Origin of the sequence: Listeria weihenstephanensis, from assembly GCF_003534205.1 — a bacterium.
Classification (GTDB): domain Bacteria; phylum Bacillota; class Bacilli; order Lactobacillales; family Listeriaceae; genus Listeria_A; species Listeria_A weihenstephanensis.
In genome coordinates this window covers 1,605,818-1,621,225 of record NZ_CP011102.1, presented here as the reverse complement: position 1 = coordinate 1,621,225, position 15,408 = coordinate 1,605,818, and the positions used below count along the sequence as shown (strand labels likewise).

At 40.8% G+C, this 15,408-nt stretch carries 16 protein-coding genes and 2 tRNA genes; 10 read left to right on the top strand and 8 right to left on the bottom strand.

Annotated features, from left to right (window positions below; translation table 11 throughout):
- The first annotated feature begins 124 nt into the window (after positions 1-124).
- From UE46_RS07890 to UE46_RS07880, 3 genes are read left to right on the top strand one after another with little or no spacing between them, the layout of a single operon-like run.
- The gene (locus tag UE46_RS07890) at positions 125-700 is read left to right on the top strand and encodes a TetR/AcrR family transcriptional regulator (RefSeq protein WP_118907522.1); all 576 of its coding nucleotides are present in this window, start codon (positions 125-127) and stop codon (positions 698-700) included.
- Between the two features lie 3 nt (positions 701-703).
- Entirely contained in the window at positions 704-1,345 is a 642-nt protein-coding gene (locus UE46_RS07885) for a FusB/FusC family EF-G-binding protein (protein WP_118907521.1), read from the top strand.
- A 44-nt stretch (positions 1,346-1,389) separates the two neighbouring features.
- A complete protein-coding gene (locus UE46_RS07880; RefSeq protein ID WP_036062161.1) occupies positions 1,390-1,788 on the top strand; it encodes a VOC family protein in 399 nt (132 codons plus the stop codon).
- A 48-nt stretch (positions 1,789-1,836) separates the two neighbouring features.
- On the opposite strand, the gene UE46_RS07875 is transcribed toward UE46_RS07880, so the two are convergent.
- Positions 1,837-2,310: a hypothetical protein gene (locus UE46_RS07875; RefSeq protein ID WP_036062160.1), complete on the bottom strand. Its 474-nt coding sequence runs from the start codon at positions 2,308-2,310 to the stop codon at positions 1,837-1,839.
- A 257-nt stretch (positions 2,311-2,567) separates the two neighbouring features.
- On the opposite strand from UE46_RS07875, the gene UE46_RS07870 reads away from it, so the two are divergent.
- Positions 2,568-2,840 (top strand): zinc ribbon domain-containing protein, encoded by a 273-nt coding sequence (locus UE46_RS07870; RefSeq protein ID WP_036062159.1) that lies wholly within the window; start codon positions 2,568-2,570, stop codon positions 2,838-2,840.
- Between the two features lie 86 nt (positions 2,841-2,926).
- Positions 2,927-3,016: transfer RNA gene (locus UE46_RS07865), tRNA-Ser, on the top strand.
- A gap of 59 nt (positions 3,017-3,075) precedes the next feature.
- Here the strand turns inward: UE46_RS07865 and ybaK are convergent.
- Complete coding sequence (gene ybaK / locus UE46_RS07860) at positions 3,076-3,555, bottom strand: Cys-tRNA(Pro) deacylase (RefSeq protein WP_036062158.1); 480 nt, start codon at positions 3,553-3,555, stop codon at positions 3,076-3,078.
- A gap of 65 nt (positions 3,556-3,620) precedes the next feature.
- Positions 3,621-4,067: a YslB family protein gene (locus tag UE46_RS07855; RefSeq protein ID WP_036062157.1), complete on the bottom strand. Its 447-nt coding sequence runs from the start codon at positions 4,065-4,067 to the stop codon at positions 3,621-3,623.
- Positions 4,068-4,270: 203 nt separating this feature from the next.
- Between UE46_RS07855 and racE the strand changes: the two genes are divergently transcribed.
- From racE to UE46_RS07830, 5 genes are all read left to right on the top strand, one after another.
- Positions 4,271-5,086 carry a glutamate racemase gene (gene racE, locus UE46_RS07850; RefSeq protein ID WP_036062155.1) on the top strand — a complete coding sequence of 272 codons (816 nt, stop codon included), beginning with the start codon at positions 4,271-4,273 and terminating at the stop codon, positions 5,084-5,086.
- Positions 5,087-5,836 (top strand): ribonuclease PH, encoded by a 750-nt coding sequence (gene rph / locus UE46_RS07845; protein WP_036062153.1) that lies wholly within the window; start codon positions 5,087-5,089, stop codon positions 5,834-5,836.
- Positions 5,833-6,438: an XTP/dITP diphosphatase gene (locus tag UE46_RS07840; RefSeq protein WP_118907520.1), complete on the top strand. Its 606-nt coding sequence runs from the start codon at positions 5,833-5,835 to the stop codon at positions 6,436-6,438. Before rph ends, UE46_RS07840 begins: the two co-directional genes overlap by 4 nt.
- 32 nt (positions 6,439-6,470) lie before the next feature.
- A complete protein-coding gene (locus UE46_RS07835) occupies positions 6,471-6,995 on the top strand; it encodes a metallophosphoesterase (protein WP_036062151.1) in 525 nt (174 codons plus the stop codon).
- 148 nt (positions 6,996-7,143) lie between these two features.
- Positions 7,144-7,217 (top strand) — tRNA-Arg (locus UE46_RS07830).
- Between the two features lie 419 nt (positions 7,218-7,636).
- Here the strand turns inward: UE46_RS07830 and UE46_RS07825 are convergent.
- The 5 genes from UE46_RS07825 to polX all read right to left on the bottom strand — a co-directional run bounded on the left by UE46_RS07825 (position 7,637) and on the right by polX (position 15,300).
- Positions 7,637-8,851 (bottom strand): aspartate kinase, encoded by a 1,215-nt coding sequence (locus UE46_RS07825; RefSeq protein WP_036062148.1) that lies wholly within the window; start codon positions 8,849-8,851, stop codon positions 7,637-7,639.
- Between the two features lie 11 nt (positions 8,852-8,862).
- Positions 8,863-10,662 (bottom strand): excinuclease ABC subunit UvrC, encoded by a 1,800-nt coding sequence (uvrC, locus tag UE46_RS07820; protein WP_036062146.1) that lies wholly within the window; start codon positions 10,660-10,662, stop codon positions 8,863-8,865.
- A gap of 143 nt (positions 10,663-10,805) precedes the next feature.
- Complete coding sequence (trxA, locus tag UE46_RS07815; RefSeq protein ID WP_036062144.1) at positions 10,806-11,120, bottom strand: thioredoxin; 315 nt, start codon at positions 11,118-11,120, stop codon at positions 10,806-10,808.
- An 81-nt stretch (positions 11,121-11,201) separates the two neighbouring features.
- Positions 11,202-13,559, bottom strand: coding sequence for an endonuclease MutS2 (locus UE46_RS07810; protein WP_036062142.1), 2,358 nt, complete (start codon positions 13,557-13,559; stop codon positions 11,202-11,204).
- 28 nt (positions 13,560-13,587) lie between these two features.
- Complete coding sequence (gene polX / locus UE46_RS07805) at positions 13,588-15,300, bottom strand: DNA polymerase/3'-5' exonuclease PolX (protein WP_118907519.1); 1,713 nt, start codon at positions 15,298-15,300, stop codon at positions 13,588-13,590.
- Between the last annotated feature and the right edge of the window lie 108 nt (positions 15,301-15,408).

Sequence of the window (15,408 nt, the reverse complement as noted above, 5' to 3'; positions counted from 1 at the left end):
TTGGTGAACAGGGGTGTATTGACTTTTCATGCTTTTGACTTTATAATTACTAAAAATGACTCCGAAGTCAAAAAATGACCATGATTATAAAATGGTTTCTCGGAGCGTAAAAGGAGGCCTCTAAATGAATTGGAAGGAACAGCAAAAGTACGACCGAGAACAACTTATACTTGCGCAAGCAGAAAGCATGTTGTTTCAAACAAAAGAAGGTACTCTAAATATGGATGAATTAGCTGTTGCGGTCGGTATTTCCAAAGGGACCCTTTACAATCATTTTTCCAATAAAGAGGCAATTGTTACTCGAATTATGGAACGCAATGCGCACAACTTTTTGCAGATGATGCGCGAGACAATGATTAATGTAGATGACAGCTTGATGAAGCTTAAAACACTTATTCGTACCATTATTCGGAACCCCTATTTTATATTAGTTTTGCAAAATAAGCCGGATAGAAATACTGACTCGGAATTGAAGCAACTTTTTGAGCGGATATACGAGGAATTGGCTATTCTTTTTAAACATTTGCAGAAACAACGAATACTCGATCCCGTCTACCCCACTCCTTTTTTAGTATCTTATTTTATTCATTTGTTCGACCCTGATATTTTTGATTTTTTATTGAAAGAAGGCGTTCTGGAAGATCAGATCGTGGCACTTACGGAGCGGTTCTTTTTTCAAGGAACACAAAAGGAGATGTAAATAATGCAAGCTTTTATTACCAATGCTAATTATCACTTTATTCTTAAACAGGCGGCTAATGCTTTTTATGGCGCGCAAAATACCAATGACGAAGGTGTTAAGAACGCGCTTCGTTTCTCGTGTATAGACAAAGCTAATGGCGTTTTTGACATTCTAGATAGCGAACAGGAAAAACTTATTGCTGAGATATTTCACATTCATTCAGAGGAGGAGCTTGCAGAATTCGACCAGAAACTGCAACCCTATCTACTGCCCTTTCCACTCGTGGATGACGCCGTTGTGAAAAAATTATTTCCTAAAGTAAAAAAATTAAAGGCCCCTCACCTCGAAAAAGAGGACATGGAACGCTTGGTTTTTCTCGGTTGGAATGATACTGGCGCTCAGAAAAAATTCATCATCGCACCTCATAAAGGCCAGCTAACTGGTGTCCAAGGCAATTTTACGCCTTCCTCTAAAAAAGGAATTTGCGCTTTTTGCCATCAGGATGAGCGCGTTGGTTTGTTTAAAGCGGATATTAAAGCGCGAGGCAATACAGATAACTTCCGGGCGATTGGTCAATATGTATGTGCCGACAGCTTAACGTGTAGCGCCAATACGAAAAGCACCGCTCGTTTAGATGCTTTTATTGAAGAGTTAAAATCATAAAACTGGGTATACTAGAATGTAGGAAATAAGAGGAGGTTAAAGAAATGGCGACACAGCCAAAAATGCTTTTTGTCAATTTGCCAGTGGATGATCTTGATAAGTCGGTCACCTTTTTCACAGCCCTTGGTTTTGAATTTAACCCACAGTTTACGGATCAAAATGCGACATGTATGATATTGAATGAAAACACGTTCATTATGCTACTCGTCAATAGTTTTTTCCAAAATTTCACAAAAAAGAGTATTGCAGACGCAAAAACGATCACAGAAGCGATCATCACTATTTCGGCCGATAGTCGCGAGGAAGTGGATCAAATTGTAGAAAAAGCGCTCGCTGCTGGCGGAACAACGTCTAACCCGAAAATGGATGAAGGCTTTATGTATAGCTGGAGCTTCCAAGATATTAATGGGCATTTATGGGAAGTTGTGTACATGGACCAATAAATAACGTAAAAACGTCTGAATGCAAGAGCTTATTGGCTCCGTTTGCATTCAGACGTCTTTTTTATTATTGCTTTTCCCCGCATAATCAGTATAACCTTGGATAATAACTGGCATAATAACATCATGAAACTTGCTTAGTTCATCCAGATAAAAAACAACTTCCCTATCCGAAATAGCCATTTCCCCTTCTGATATCCGTTTCTTTAAAAATGCTTTTGTCGCCGCTTCAAAAGAATTGCGATTTCGATGTGCATCTGTAACCGTCAAACCATTTTGTGCTTCTGTCAAACCCAAACGATAGTATGCTGTCTGCGAGTATTCACCGCCGCTAACCGCTCTATGTCCATTCGCTACCGTCGTGACAATTTGAGGACGATAGATTCGAATAAAATCCGGATGATCTACCAGAATCTCACTATTCATATCTTGCTTATAATAGTTATCAAACCAAAACTCTGCAAAAACAAAAATTTCTTTGGCAAAAAGCTTCGTTATCTCATTCGATATCAGCTGGTTATGCATCGTTTTTCACCCTTTTATAATCAAAGTATGTTTTTATTGTACTGTGATTTAGATTAGGTTGCAATCGACCTTTTGTAATATATTTTGGTAATGTTTGACCGTTATCTGCTTACATGTTATGTTTAAGTAGTTATAATTTCCTGTTCAAATCAGGAATATTCGGTTCTTTTGCCATTGGAGCAACCTTGTAATTTACGATGAAATCACTTTTAACCTAAACATTTTTGATATCGAAAAAATAGAGGAGCTGATTTATCATGAAGAAATTTTGCCAGAGTTGTGGTATGCCATTAGTAATGAATGGATTGGACGTCCGTGGCACAGAGAAAGATACGAATAAATCCGATCTATACTGCCAATACTGCTATGAAAATGGTGCTTTTATAGATCCAAAAATTACGTTTGAGCAAATGAAGGAAAAAGGTATCGCTACAATTAATGAAGGCGACGGGAGCACTGCGTCAAAAGCAATTATGAAACTAAGCTATCCGATTCAATTAAAACAATTTGATCGTTGGAAAAATAAATAAAGCTATTTCTGTGATTTTTAAAAAAAATTTTTCATTTAGGTATTGGCAAATAAAAAAAATCATGATACAATAAGTCTTGTGCTTTTGGAGGAATACCCAAGTTTGGCTGAAGGGATCGGTCTTGAAAACCGACAGGCGGGTAAGACCGCGCGGGGGTTCGAATCCCTCTTCCTCCTTCAATAATATTTAAAAGATCCAAATCTGTTTTTAGGACAGATTTGGATCTTTTTTATGCTTATTTACTTATAATGGCGAACTGACCTCGCACGACTTGCGCTAATTCTACTGGGTCTATTCCAACTTGAAAGCCTCTTTTCCCAGCTGAGATTAAAATGCTTGTTTGCGACTTCGCTTCGTTCGCAATAAATGTTGGGAATTGTTTTTTCATGCCAATCGGCGAACAACCACCTCGTATGTAACCTGTCGTATTCTCCAATTCTTTCATTGGCAGCATTTCGATTTTCTTATTCCCACTCACTTTAGCAAGCAATTTTAGATCTAACTCTTGATTTCCTGGAATGCACGCGACGACAATACCGGTTTTGTCACCTTTTGTTACTAACGTTTTATAGATTTTGTCAGGTGGTAAATTTAAATCTTCTGCCACGGTGACAGCGTCCATATGCTTGTCTTGAAACGGAATTTGATAGAGTTCATAGGCTATTTTTTTCTGATCTAAAATCCTACCCACGTTTGTTTTCGTTATTTTCTTCATTTTTTACACCTCCAACTAAAACAGGTATCCTGAATAAATTTCCAGAATACCCATCCTAATTAAATTTAATGCACGATTTCGTCATCGGAGACAGTTTCTTTACGATCCCATTTTACGATGATTTTAACTACTTTTTTGCGTTTGTCTACTTCCTCGTAACTTTCTGTGTACAGTCTTTTTTGGTGTTGTATTTGTTCTGCGATAAAACCCGCTTCTAGCTTGAATGTCGCGTTCGCATCATTGTTTAAACGCAATGCCACGAGCTCACCGCTGAGCGAGATGATCATTTCATCTTTTTTCTCACTGCTTACTTCTAGATCACCGAACGATGCTTTTTCAAAAAAGTCCGCCAGTTCATCCATCGTTTCTAGTGGATATTTTCGCGCGAGTTCTTTGCCTGCCCAATATAAAATGTGTGGCGTCTCTTCACCTAGCACGTTTGGTATCAGCGTATCGCGAATTAACTCGTAACCAAAAATCGGTATCATCATAACTTCTTCATTTTCTGCCATTTACAGTACCCCGCTTTCTTCTCCATTTCATTATACCCAGAAAACCTCTAAAATTGAAACATGAACCTGTAAATTTTAAAAAAAAGGGTGAAAACCATCAAAAAACTTGCGAAAACCGATAAAAAATAAGAAAATGGGGAGTATAATGTAAAACTGTAGTATACTTATAGGAACATTAATATAAAGAAATCGAGGCGAAACGTGTGAAAAGAGCAATTGGTTTTATTGATTCGGGCGTTGGCGGCTTGACTGTTGTAAAAGAAGTTTTAAAGCAACTGCCCCATGAGCAAATATATTATCTTGGTGACACCGCACGTTGCCCGTATGGCCCACGTGATAGTAGTGAAGTGAATCAGTTTACTTGGGAGATGACAAATTTCCTCGTAGATCGCAATATAAAAATGCTAGTTATCGCTTGTAATACTGCAACCGCGGCGGCGTTAACCGACATTCGTGCTACATTAGATATTCCCGTTATCGGCGTTATTCAACCCGGTTCTAGAGCGGCATTAAAAGCAACTCAAAATAATCGTATTGGCGTTTTAGGTACGATTGGCACGGTCCAAAGCATGGCCTATCCTCGCGCTTTAAAAGGACTAAATCGACGCGTTGAAGTGGATTCCTTGGCATGTCCAAAGTTTGTGTCTGTTGTTGAAAGTGGTGAATATAAAAGCGCGATTGCTAAAAAGATCGTCGCTGAGTCCCTGCTTCCTTTAAAAAGTACCAAAATTGATACTATCATCCTTGGCTGCACGCATTATCCCCTACTGAAAACATTAATTGAGAATTTTATGGGCGAACATGTTGCCGTCATTAATTCTGGTGAAGAAACCGCCAGTGAAGTCAGCGCTTTGCTTGATTATCATGATCTTTTAGACAAAGATGACACCGATGTCGCGCACCGCTTTTTCACGACTGGTTCCGTATCCATTTTTCAAGATATCGCACAAGATTGGCTGAATATACCAGAAATGCTAGTAGAACATATAAAATTAGGAAATGAAAAGGGCGTGCATTAAATGAGATTTGATGAAAGAGAACGAGATGAACTGCGTCAAGTAGAAATGATTCCAGGATACATTAAACATCCGGAAGGCTCGATATTAATCACAGTTGGCGATACGAAAGTCATCTGTTCTGCATCTGTGGAAGACCGCGTACCGCCGTTTATGCGCGGAGAAGGACGTGGCTGGGTATCCGCTGAATATGCGATGTTACCACGAGCAACGGAGCGTCGCAATATTCGTGAATCTTCTAAAGGAAAAGTGACTGGCAGAACCATGGAGATCCAACGCCTTATCGGTCGTTCTTTGCGTGCCGTTGTCGATCTGGAATCGCTTGGTGAACGTACGATTTGGTTGGATTGCGATGTGATTCAAGCGGATGGCGGCACTAGAACCGCCTCCATTACCGGCGCATTCGTAGCCATGGTGATCGCGATTGCAAAACTACATGCCGTTACCCCTTTCGAAACATTCCCAGTCAAGGATTTTCTCGCTGCGACAAGCGTTGGTTTACTAGAAGATGGCGCGACCGTTCTTGATTTAAACTACGTGGAGGATAGTGCTGCTGCCGTGGATATGAACCTTGTCATGACAGGCGCTGGACGTTTTGTAGAACTACAAGGAACTGGCGAAGAAGCCACTTTCTCAGAAGAAGAACTGGCCGAACTTTTAACATTAGGTAAAAAAGGAATTCAAGAATTGATCGCATTACAAAAAGAGATACTCGGTATTGACGCCACACTGATTGAAGGTGCCGCTCAATGAAAAAATTAGTCATCGCAACAAATAATATTGGTAAAGCGAAAGAATTTGAAAAGCTATTCGGCGCACACGGCATTGAAATTTTGACGCTTGCTGATTTTCCTGAAATAGGTGAAATTGAAGAAACTGGTACCACATTTGCCGAGAATGCGGCGTTAAAAGCAGAGACTGTTTCAAAACAAATTGGTCAAGTCGTGATTGGTGATGACTCTGGCTTAATTGTCGATGCACTAGACGGCGCGCCTGGCGTCTATTCTGCCCGTTATGCAGGAAACCAGCATAATGATGCCGATAATAATAAAAAGCTGTTACAAGAGCTCTCTAGCGTTCCAAATGACGCCCGCCAAGCGAAGTTCCACTGCACGTTAGCCATCGCGATTCCTGGTCAAACAACACAATTTTTCACCGGTGAGTGTGAGGGTTCCATTTTGACAGCGCCACAAGGAGAAAATGGCTTCGGTTATGATCCTCTCTTCTACGTTGCGGAATTCGACAAATCGATGGCCGAAATAGCACCTGAGCAAAAAAATAAAATCAGTCATCGCGCAAAAGCTCTAGAAAAAGTTTCAAAAAATATAGACCAATTGCTTGAAAAGATTGTATAATAGAAAAGTAATAACAGATGGGGGAGAATAATTTGAAATTACTAGTAGTCAGTGACAGTCATCACGAACGCGACTGTCTCATCCATTTAAAAGAGAAATATGAAGGTCAAGTTGACGCTATGATTCACTGTGGGGATTCAGAACTTGAGAAAGACGATCCAGCCATTCAAGGTTTCCATACCGTTCGAGGGAATTGTGATTTTGGTTCCGATTATCCGAATGATTGGGTTGGCGAAGTAGATGGTTATCGTATTTTCACGACACACGGCCATTTATACAATATTAAGATGACACTTATGAACTTGCGTTATCGTGCTCGCGAGTTAAATGCTGATTTTGTTTTCTTTGGACATTCGCATGAGCTCGGCGTAGATATGCTTGATAACACGATTATTTTAAACCCAGGAAGCATTTCCCTTCCAAGAGGTCGCGTGCAAGATAAGACGTATGCACTTATTGAAGCCAATGATAACGGCGTAACAATTCGCTTTATGACGATTGATGATATCGAACTAACCGAGTTAACGCAAACATTCCCGCTTGTGAAGAACAATTAAGTTTTTCAAGCGGGTAAGATAATAATGGGTGCTAAAAATGGATAAACTTGCAGTAATATGAATATTTTTTAGAAATATTGCTAAAAACCATTGACAAATCGGCGAAAAAATCATAGAATGATACTTGGCTGTGAAAATTGTATAGCACGTCTTGATAGCTCAGCTGGATAGAGCAACGGCCTTCTAAGCCGTCGGTCGCAGGTTCGAATCCTGCTCAGGACATTTTGAAACAACTCGAACACATTGCGGTATAAGCATTTCATTTCTATAGATGAAAGAACGGTATTCGAACATAGACGTTTGCCTCACTTGGATACGAACGCAATGAATTAAAAAAATCCTCTTCCTGATTTTTGGAAAGAGGATTTTTTTGTCGCAAAATTATAGTATGAAATCATTTTTGTTACTATATTCTATAAAAAAACAGCCCTCACTTCCACAAAGGCTGTTCTCTCCTACTCATTTTCCTCGTCGATTCCCAATTACCCTCACAGCAATATATATCAAAACCGCCAAAGTAATCGTCAGTATCATCCCCATTTGCTGAGGTACAACTTCCAACACAAATATCACATATGACCACACGGACGCAATCACAAATATAATCAGAAATTCGACCACGCTAAACCAGTTTCTTCTACTCAATCTTCCAACTCAAACGTATCGTGTAACACTTGCGCAGCTTTGATCATCTTCTTCTCATCTACAACTGTCGATACTTTGATTTCGGACGTACTGATCATTTTAATCGCAATATCATTATCCGTCAGCGCTTCAAACATATGCGCCGCTACTCCTGGGTTCGAGACCATGCCTGAGCCGACGATTGATACTTTTGCCAAGTTCTGCTCGGATTCTAGTTTTGCGTATTGCACGGCATCTTTATACTCTTCTAGAACGGCCAACGTTTCGAGTAACGCTTTTGACTTGATTGTAAACGAAAGATTACCGTGGCCAAGTCCTGTAATACCCTGAATAATAATATCCACATCGATATTGTGATCGGCAAGCGTTGTAAAAACTTTCGATACGCGCATATTTTCTTTTTTATCCCAATGAATCGTGACACGGGTAATTTTATCTTCAAAAGCGATTCCTCGCACAACTTTCGTACTTTCCAAACTCATTTCCTCCTCAATCATCGTTCCGGTTTCGGTTTCATGACTCGCTCGAACTTCAAGTGGAATGCGGTAATTTTTAGCGTACTCCACAGCTCTCGGGTGCAAAACGCCTGCGCCTAAATTAGCGAGCTCCAACATTTCATCATACGTTACTTGCTCTAGTTTCCGCGCTTTTTTAATGTAACGTGGATCCGTGGTAAAAACGCCCACAACATCGGTGCAGATACTACATTTATCAGCTTCTAATGCGGCGGCAAGTGCTACGGCTGTTGTATCGGAGCCACCTCTTCCAAGTGTCGTGATTTCGCCGTCTGCGCTAACTCCTTGGAATCCAGCGACAATGACTATTTTACCTTTTACTAGTGCGTCTGAAATCGTTTCTGTATCGATATCTAAAATTCGGGCGTTGCTTGCAATCGGTTCCGTTGTGATGCCAGCTTGCCAACCAGTGAAAGATACTGCTTCATAATTCTGTTCATGAAGTGCCATCGATAACAAGGAAATCGTCACTTGTTCACCTGTCGACAGTAGCATATCCATTTCCCGTTTGCTCGGCTGTTCACTGATTTCTAACGCCATATCCACCAATCTATCGGTCGATTTCCCCATCGCTGAAACGACAACGATCACTTGATTTCCTTTTTTAGATTCGCGAATGGCTTGTTCTGCGGTTTTCTTGATTTTTTCGATTGTCCCAACGGATGTTCCGCCGAATTTTAAAACTACTCTTCCCAAAAATACCACTCCTATTTCGGTTTCTCTTCGTTCATTTTTGCAAATTTTTCATGTACAGCTTCAGCAACAGCGATTGGTACGCCAGCTTCTTGTATTTCTGCAACGGATGCTGCTTTTAATTTTTTCATCGAGCCGAAATGTTTCAAAATGGCTTTTTTGCGACCTGGGCCGACGCCTGGAATACCGTCGAGTAACGACTGGAATCCTGTTTTGCTTCGTAGTTGGCGATGAAATGTGATGGCGAAACGATGGACTTCATCTTGAATTCGCTGTAAAAGATAGAATTCTTGGCTGTTGCGGTGAAGTTGGACTACAGCCAGCGGATCGCCAAATAGAAGTTGACTCGTTTTATGTTTGCTATCTTTTGCGAGACCTGCAACGGGTATATCAAGTCCGAGCTCATTCACAAGGACGTCTTTTGCACTGTCGATCTGTCCTTTCCCACCATCGATCAAAATTAAATCTGGTAGTGGTAGCCCTTCTTTGAGAACGCGCCAGTAACGACGGCGAATAACTTCTCGCATCGTGGCGTAATCATCCGGCCCAACAACGGTTTTGACTTTATATTTTCGGTAATCATTTTTGCTTGGACGCCCATCAAGGAACGTAATCATCGCAGAAACTGGGTCCGTTCCAAACGTATTCGAGTTATCAAAAGCTTCGATGCGGTTCGGCGTTGGAATTCCCATCGCTTCGCCAAGTCGTTCGGTAGCGCCGACCGTTCGCTCTTCGTTTCGTTCTAGTAGCAAAAATTTTTCGTTCAGCGCAATTTTAGCGTTTTTATAAGCTAGTTTGACAAGATCTTTCTTGTTCCCACGCTTCGGTACGAGGATTTTCGTATCGGGCAATAACGCTTGAATCGCCTCTTCATCCACATCATCAGGCAGAAAAATTTCTTGAGGCGGAATATGATTGGCTTTTTGATAAAATTGACCGATAAATGTGAGGAAATCATCTTCTGCGTCGCTATAAAACGGAAATTGTGAAACATCGCGTTCAATCAATTTGCCTTGACGAATGAAGAAAACTTGCACGCACATCCAGCCTTTATCAATTGCATAACCAAACACATCGCGATCTACGAAATCATTCATTGTCATTTTCTGTTTTTCCATCGTTGTTTCAATCGCTGTGATTTGATCACGAAATTCTGCTGCTTTTTCGAATTCCATGGATTCTGCCGCAACTTCCATTTTCGCTTGCAAATCATTTTTAACATCCTTGTATCCACCATTTAAGAACTGAACAATTTCATCTGTCATCGTTTTATACGTTTCGGGCTCTACTTTGAGCACACACGGCGCAAGACATTGTCCCAAATGATAATATAGGCATACTTTGTTTGGCATTGTTGTACATTTACGAAGCGGATACAGCCGATCAAGAATTTTCTTCGTTTCATTGGCTGCATAGACATTCGGATAAGGACCAAAATACTTCCCTTTATCACGCTTTACTTTGCGCGTAATAATCAATCTCGGATAGCGCTCGTTTGTAATTTTGATAAATGGATAGGTTTTATCATCTTTTAGCATGATATTATAGCGCGGATCATGCTTTTTAATCAAGTTTATTTCGAGTAACAACGCCTCCACGTTCGAGGATGTCACGATATATTCAAAATCACGAATTTCTTGCACTAATCGCTGGGTTTTCCCATCATGCGAGCCCGTAAAATAAGAACGCACACGATTTTTCAAAATTTTCGCCTTACCGACATAAATAATCGTTCCCTGCTGATCTTTCATCAAGTAACAACCAGGCTGATCAGGCAAAAATGCGAGTTTATTACGGATATGTTCTGTCGTCATTTTCTATCACTCCAAATTGCGTGCTTTACTTCTTCTTAAGTTTAGCATAAATCGGCTTTGTTGCAACAAAAAAGCTGGGAAAATGGAGCAGAAACGTGTCATTGACAGCGCCTCGTTCCATTTTAAACCAGCTTCAAAGTTTTTTAAAGGTATTTTGCTAGAACTTCATCTAGTTCTTCTTTTGGACGGTAACCGATAATCGTATCTACTACTTCGCCATCTTTTTTGATTAGCAATGTAGGAATACTCATCACACCGAATTTACCTGGTGTTTCTTGGTTTTGATCGACGTCCATTTTTACGATTTTCAATTTATCGCCTTGTTCAGCGGCAATTTCTTCTAAAACCGGCGCAACCATGCGGCAAGGACCACACCATGTTGCCCAGAAATCTGTAAGCACAAGACCTTCGTTTGTCTCTTGTTCAAAGACTGCATCTGTAATTTCTTCAATAGCCATTTCTCTACCTCCTTACACATATTGTATCGTTAGTATAGCACTGTGCCTATGCGAGGAGCCAATTATCTGCTCAAAATGATGCTATTTTAGTTCGGCAATCGTGACGCCATTACCGCCTTCTGCTGCGGCTCCAAAGCGGATTTTTTTCACCATTCGATGATTTTTCAGAAATTCCGTCACACCTTGACGAAGCGCTCCGGTTCCTTTACCGTGAATGATGCTGACTTGGTGATAACCGGCAAGCAAAGCTTCATCAATATACTTATCGACTTGCTGCAACGCATCTTCATAACGAACACCACGCAAATCGAGCTCTGTTTTGACAATCGAATTATCACTTTTCACGGTAGTAACATGGCGCAGTTTCTTCTCTTGTTCGGGCTTCATGTATTCAAGATCGGTCTCTTTGACTTTGGTTTTAATAATCCCAATTTGCACGTTCCATTCTTTACTATTCACGCGATTTAAAAGAACACCTTTTTGTCCGAGGGATAGAATCCGAACTTGGTCCCCTTCAGCAAAAGTATGAACAACTTTAGGTACGTCATGGATTACTTTTTTCTGAATAGTCTTAGGTTTTACTTGATTTAGGCGGTGTTTCATGTCGATCAATTCATGTTCCTTTAGTCCAGCTGCACCTTGAAGTTGCATTTGACGCAACTCTTGAATGATCTCGTCTGCCTCGACTTCTGCCTTTTCGATGACACTTGCCGCTTTTTCATTTGCTTTTTCAAGCAGTTTATCTTTTTTATCATGATACGCGATAATTTCTTTTTGCAAGTCTTTTTGCAGTTTTTCAGCATCTTTACTCATTTGATACGCTTCTTCATATTCGAGTTCTGCTGCTTTTCGCTTCTCTTCCAAACTCGAAATCATGTCGTTTAAATCGGCGCTTTCTGTGTCGACAAGTCCGCGAGCCGCTTCGATCACGTCTTCATTTAGACCTAGACGACGCGAAATCGCAAAAGCGTTACTACGCCCTGGTACGCCGATCAATAAACGATACGTCGGGCTAAGCGTTTCAACGTCAAATTCAACCGATGCATTTGTCGCAAAATCGCGATTATACCCGTATGCCTTTAATTCAGGATAATGAGTCGTCGCAACAACACTCGCTTGTTTTTTGGCAACGGCATCTAGAATTGCGATCGCAAGCGCTGCACCTTCTTGTGGATCTGTTCCTGCTCCCAACTCGTCAAACAAAATGAGCGAATCGGCATCCATTTTATCTAGGATCGAAACGATATTTGTCATATGAGAGGAGAACGTACTCAGACTTTGCTCGATTGACTGTTCATCACCAATGTCAGCGAAAACTTGTGAGAAAACAGCAATTTCTGATTCTTCCTCAGCTGGAACTTGTAAACCGGCTTGTGCCATCAACGTAAGCAATCCCAATGTTTTTAGCGTAATCGTTTTACCACCTGTATTAGGCCCTGTAATTAGCATAGTTCGGTAAGCACCGCCGAGCAAGATATCATTGCTGACAACAACGTCTGGATCAATCAATGGATGGCGCGCACTTAGCAATTTGACCACACCATCTTGATTAATTCTCGGCGTAATTCCCTTCATAGACTTTCCAAATCTTGCTTTTGCAAAAATGAAGTCAAATCTGGCTAGTACATATGTGTTTTGTCTAATCTCATGGATAAATTCTGCTAAAACGGCTGATACTTCTGCTAAAATCCGCTCTATTTCTTGTTTTTCTTTGGCTTGTAACGTACGGCGTTCGTTATTCATATCCACGACACTTTGTGGTTCAATAAATAACGTTTGGCCTGACGCAGACTGATCGTGCACAATACCGCCATAATGATTTTTGTACTCTTGTTTAACTGGAATAACATAGCGATCATTGCGGATCGTGATAACCGAGTCGCTCAGCATTTTGGAAGCATTTTTATCGCGAAGATACTGTTCAAGACGTTCCCGAACACGGCCTTCTGTGCGACGCAATGTCTGGCGAATATTCCGAAGCGCCTCACTTGCAGTATCTAAAATTTCGCCAGCTTCGTCTACTGTAAGCGCAATCGTTTCTTCTTCATCGCGCATTGGAACTAGTTTTTGTGCTAGATCATCCAACAACTCGATTTCAACGCCTTGCTCCACTAGTCCGTCAATAAATTGCTTCATCACACGACTTACGCGCAAGTTGCTCCCCGTTTGATACAATTCCAAACCGCTTAAATCTCCGCCTATTTCGAGGCGTTTCATATGCCCTGACACATCATAGATACCAGAAATCGGTGCTGTGCCACGTAAACGGATAACTTTTGCCCCTTCTTCGGTTTCTTGTTGCGCAAGTTTGACCTTATCGATATCAGAAGTTGGTTGTAATGCTCGAACTGCCTCTTGTCCTAGTGTAGAAGAAGCAAATTCGAGTAGTTGCTGTTTTATTTTATCGAATTCTAAAATTGTTTCTACTTTTTTACTCATGCTCATAACTCCAAGTAACGCCCTATTTCTAGGAACGATTATTTTTTATAAATGCGAGAAAATCCTCTTTTTCCATCGTGTTTAGGATATTCTCTTTCGATAGCCAGCCTTTTGTAGCCGCCCGCACACCAATATCCATGAAATCTAAGTGTTTCGTATCATGTGCATCCGTGTTTATCGCGATTGGAACATTGTGCGCTGCCGCTATTTCTAAATATTTTGCTGATAAATCCAGTCGCTGCGGATTAGCATTCAATTCAAGCGCCGTCCCTGTTTTCGCCGCCATTTTGATAAGATCTTCCACATTCACATTGTACGGCTCACGTCGACCAATAACTCGGCCAGTTGGGTGCGCAATTAAATGTACATAAGGGTTCTCACAAGCCGTTTTAAGACGATTCATAATTTCTTCCTCTGATTGTGAAAAACTCGAATGAATCGATGCAATAACAAAATCTAAGTCTTTCAATAGATCATCCGAAAAATCAAGCGTTCCATCTGGTAAAATGTCCATTTCAATACCTGAAAACACTTCAATTTCCGAATATTGCTCATTATACGCTCTAATTTCGGCTTGCTGTTTTCTGATTCGCTCTTCTGTCAAACCATTCGCCACTTTCAAAAACTGCCCATGATCTGTAATTACCATGTACTCATATCCTTTGGCAATACAAGCTTCAATCATTTCTGGTAAAGAATAGGCACCATCCGACCACGTAGTATGCATATGCAAATCACCTTTTATGTCTGCACGCTGCACAAATGTTGTTTTCGCCGTAATTCGGTCAATCTCTGTGCCATCTCGCCGAACTTCTGGCGGCAAGAAAGGAATATTAAAATGTGCGAAAAAACGTTCTTCTGTATCGAATTGCTTCACATTTCCATCCGCATCTTCTACACCGTACTCATTAATTTTTTCTTCTTGTTGCTTAGCGATTTGGCGCATTTTAATATTATGATTTTTAGAACCTGTAAAATGATGTAGCGTACTAACAAATTCTTCTGGCGCCACCATTCGAAAATCTACGGAAATTTTGATTGTATCATCGAGTTCTACCGAGACTTTCGTATCTCCTGCCGCAATAACTTGATCAATCGTCTCAATCGCGAGTAATTGTTTTGCAACTGCCTGTGGATCCTTTGTAGCGATCACAAAATCTAAATCTTTCACGGTTTCGCGCAATCTTCTAAAACTACCAGCATGCGAAAATCGGTCAATTTCAGAAATTCCAGCCAAATACGCTTCTAAGCTTTGCGCAATCGGTAAAACATCATTTAATGGATAGCGATCTGGCCGGTCTCCCATTTCCCCAACAGCTTCCACCATCTTGTCTACAGATTTTTGTCCGAAACCTTTTAGCGCTGAAATACTGCCGTCTGCCGCTTTTTCAAGCAAGGTTTCGCGATCAATCACACCTAATTCTTGATACAGGCGTGATAATTTTTTCCCGCCAAGTCCTGGAACTTTTAAAAGTGGGATCAAACCTTCTGGTACTTCTTGCTTCAACGAGTCCAATTCTTCCGATTCACCCGTCTCGATATAGTTTTGGATAATAGCCGCAGTCGATTTACCGATGCCGCTAATTTTTGTGAAATCCTCAATCTCCGTTAGGCTTCGTTCATCCTGCTCCAACGCTAATGCAGCTTTGCGAAAAGCAGATATCTTAAAAGAATTTTCACCTTTCAACTCCATATATAACGCGATTGTCTCCAGTAAATTAATAATTTTCTTTTTATTCATCCTTCACACTCCCAACTTGAAACATACAGAAAAGAGGCAGGAAATAACCCTAATAAACCGGCGACAAGCGCTCGCATTCAAGGAGTTTTACCCAACCTCTTTTCGCTG

Excerpts from the sequence above, each read along its gene's own strand:
- UE46_RS07890 (WP_118907522.1), top strand. The coding sequence starts at position 125 with ATGAATTGGAAGGAACAGCAAAAGTACGACCGAGAACAACTTATACTT.
- UE46_RS07885 (WP_118907521.1), top strand. The coding sequence starts at position 704 with ATGCAAGCTTTTATTACCAATGCTAATTATCACTTTATTCTTAAACAG.
- UE46_RS07880 (WP_036062161.1), top strand. The coding sequence starts at position 1,390 with ATGGCGACACAGCCAAAAATGCTTTTTGTCAATTTGCCAGTGGATGAT.
- UE46_RS07875 (WP_036062160.1), bottom strand. The coding sequence starts at position 2,310 with ATGCATAACCAGCTGATATCGAATGAGATAACGAAGCTTTTTGCCAAA.
- UE46_RS07870 (WP_036062159.1), top strand. The coding sequence starts at position 2,568 with ATGAAGAAATTTTGCCAGAGTTGTGGTATGCCATTAGTAATGAATGGA.
- ybaK (WP_036062158.1), bottom strand. The coding sequence starts at position 3,555 with ATGAAGAAAATAACGAAAACAAACGTGGGTAGGATTTTAGATCAGAAA.
- UE46_RS07855 (WP_036062157.1), bottom strand. The coding sequence starts at position 4,067 with ATGGCAGAAAATGAAGAAGTTATGATGATACCGATTTTTGGTTACGAG.
- rph (WP_036062153.1), top strand. The coding sequence starts at position 5,087 with ATGAGATTTGATGAAAGAGAACGAGATGAACTGCGTCAAGTAGAAATG.
- UE46_RS07840 (WP_118907520.1), top strand. The coding sequence starts at position 5,833 with ATGAAAAAATTAGTCATCGCAACAAATAATATTGGTAAAGCGAAAGAA.
- uvrC (WP_036062146.1), bottom strand. The coding sequence starts at position 10,662 with ATGACGACAGAACATATCCGTAATAAACTCGCATTTTTGCCTGATCAG.
- trxA (WP_036062144.1), bottom strand. The coding sequence starts at position 11,120 with ATGGCTATTGAAGAAATTACAGATGCAGTCTTTGAACAAGAGACAAAC.
- UE46_RS07810 (WP_036062142.1), bottom strand. The coding sequence starts at position 13,559 with ATGAGTAAAAAAGTAGAAACAATTTTAGAATTCGATAAAATAAAACAG.
- polX (WP_118907519.1), bottom strand. The coding sequence starts at position 15,300 with ATGAATAAAAAGAAAATTATTAATTTACTGGAGACAATCGCGTTATAT.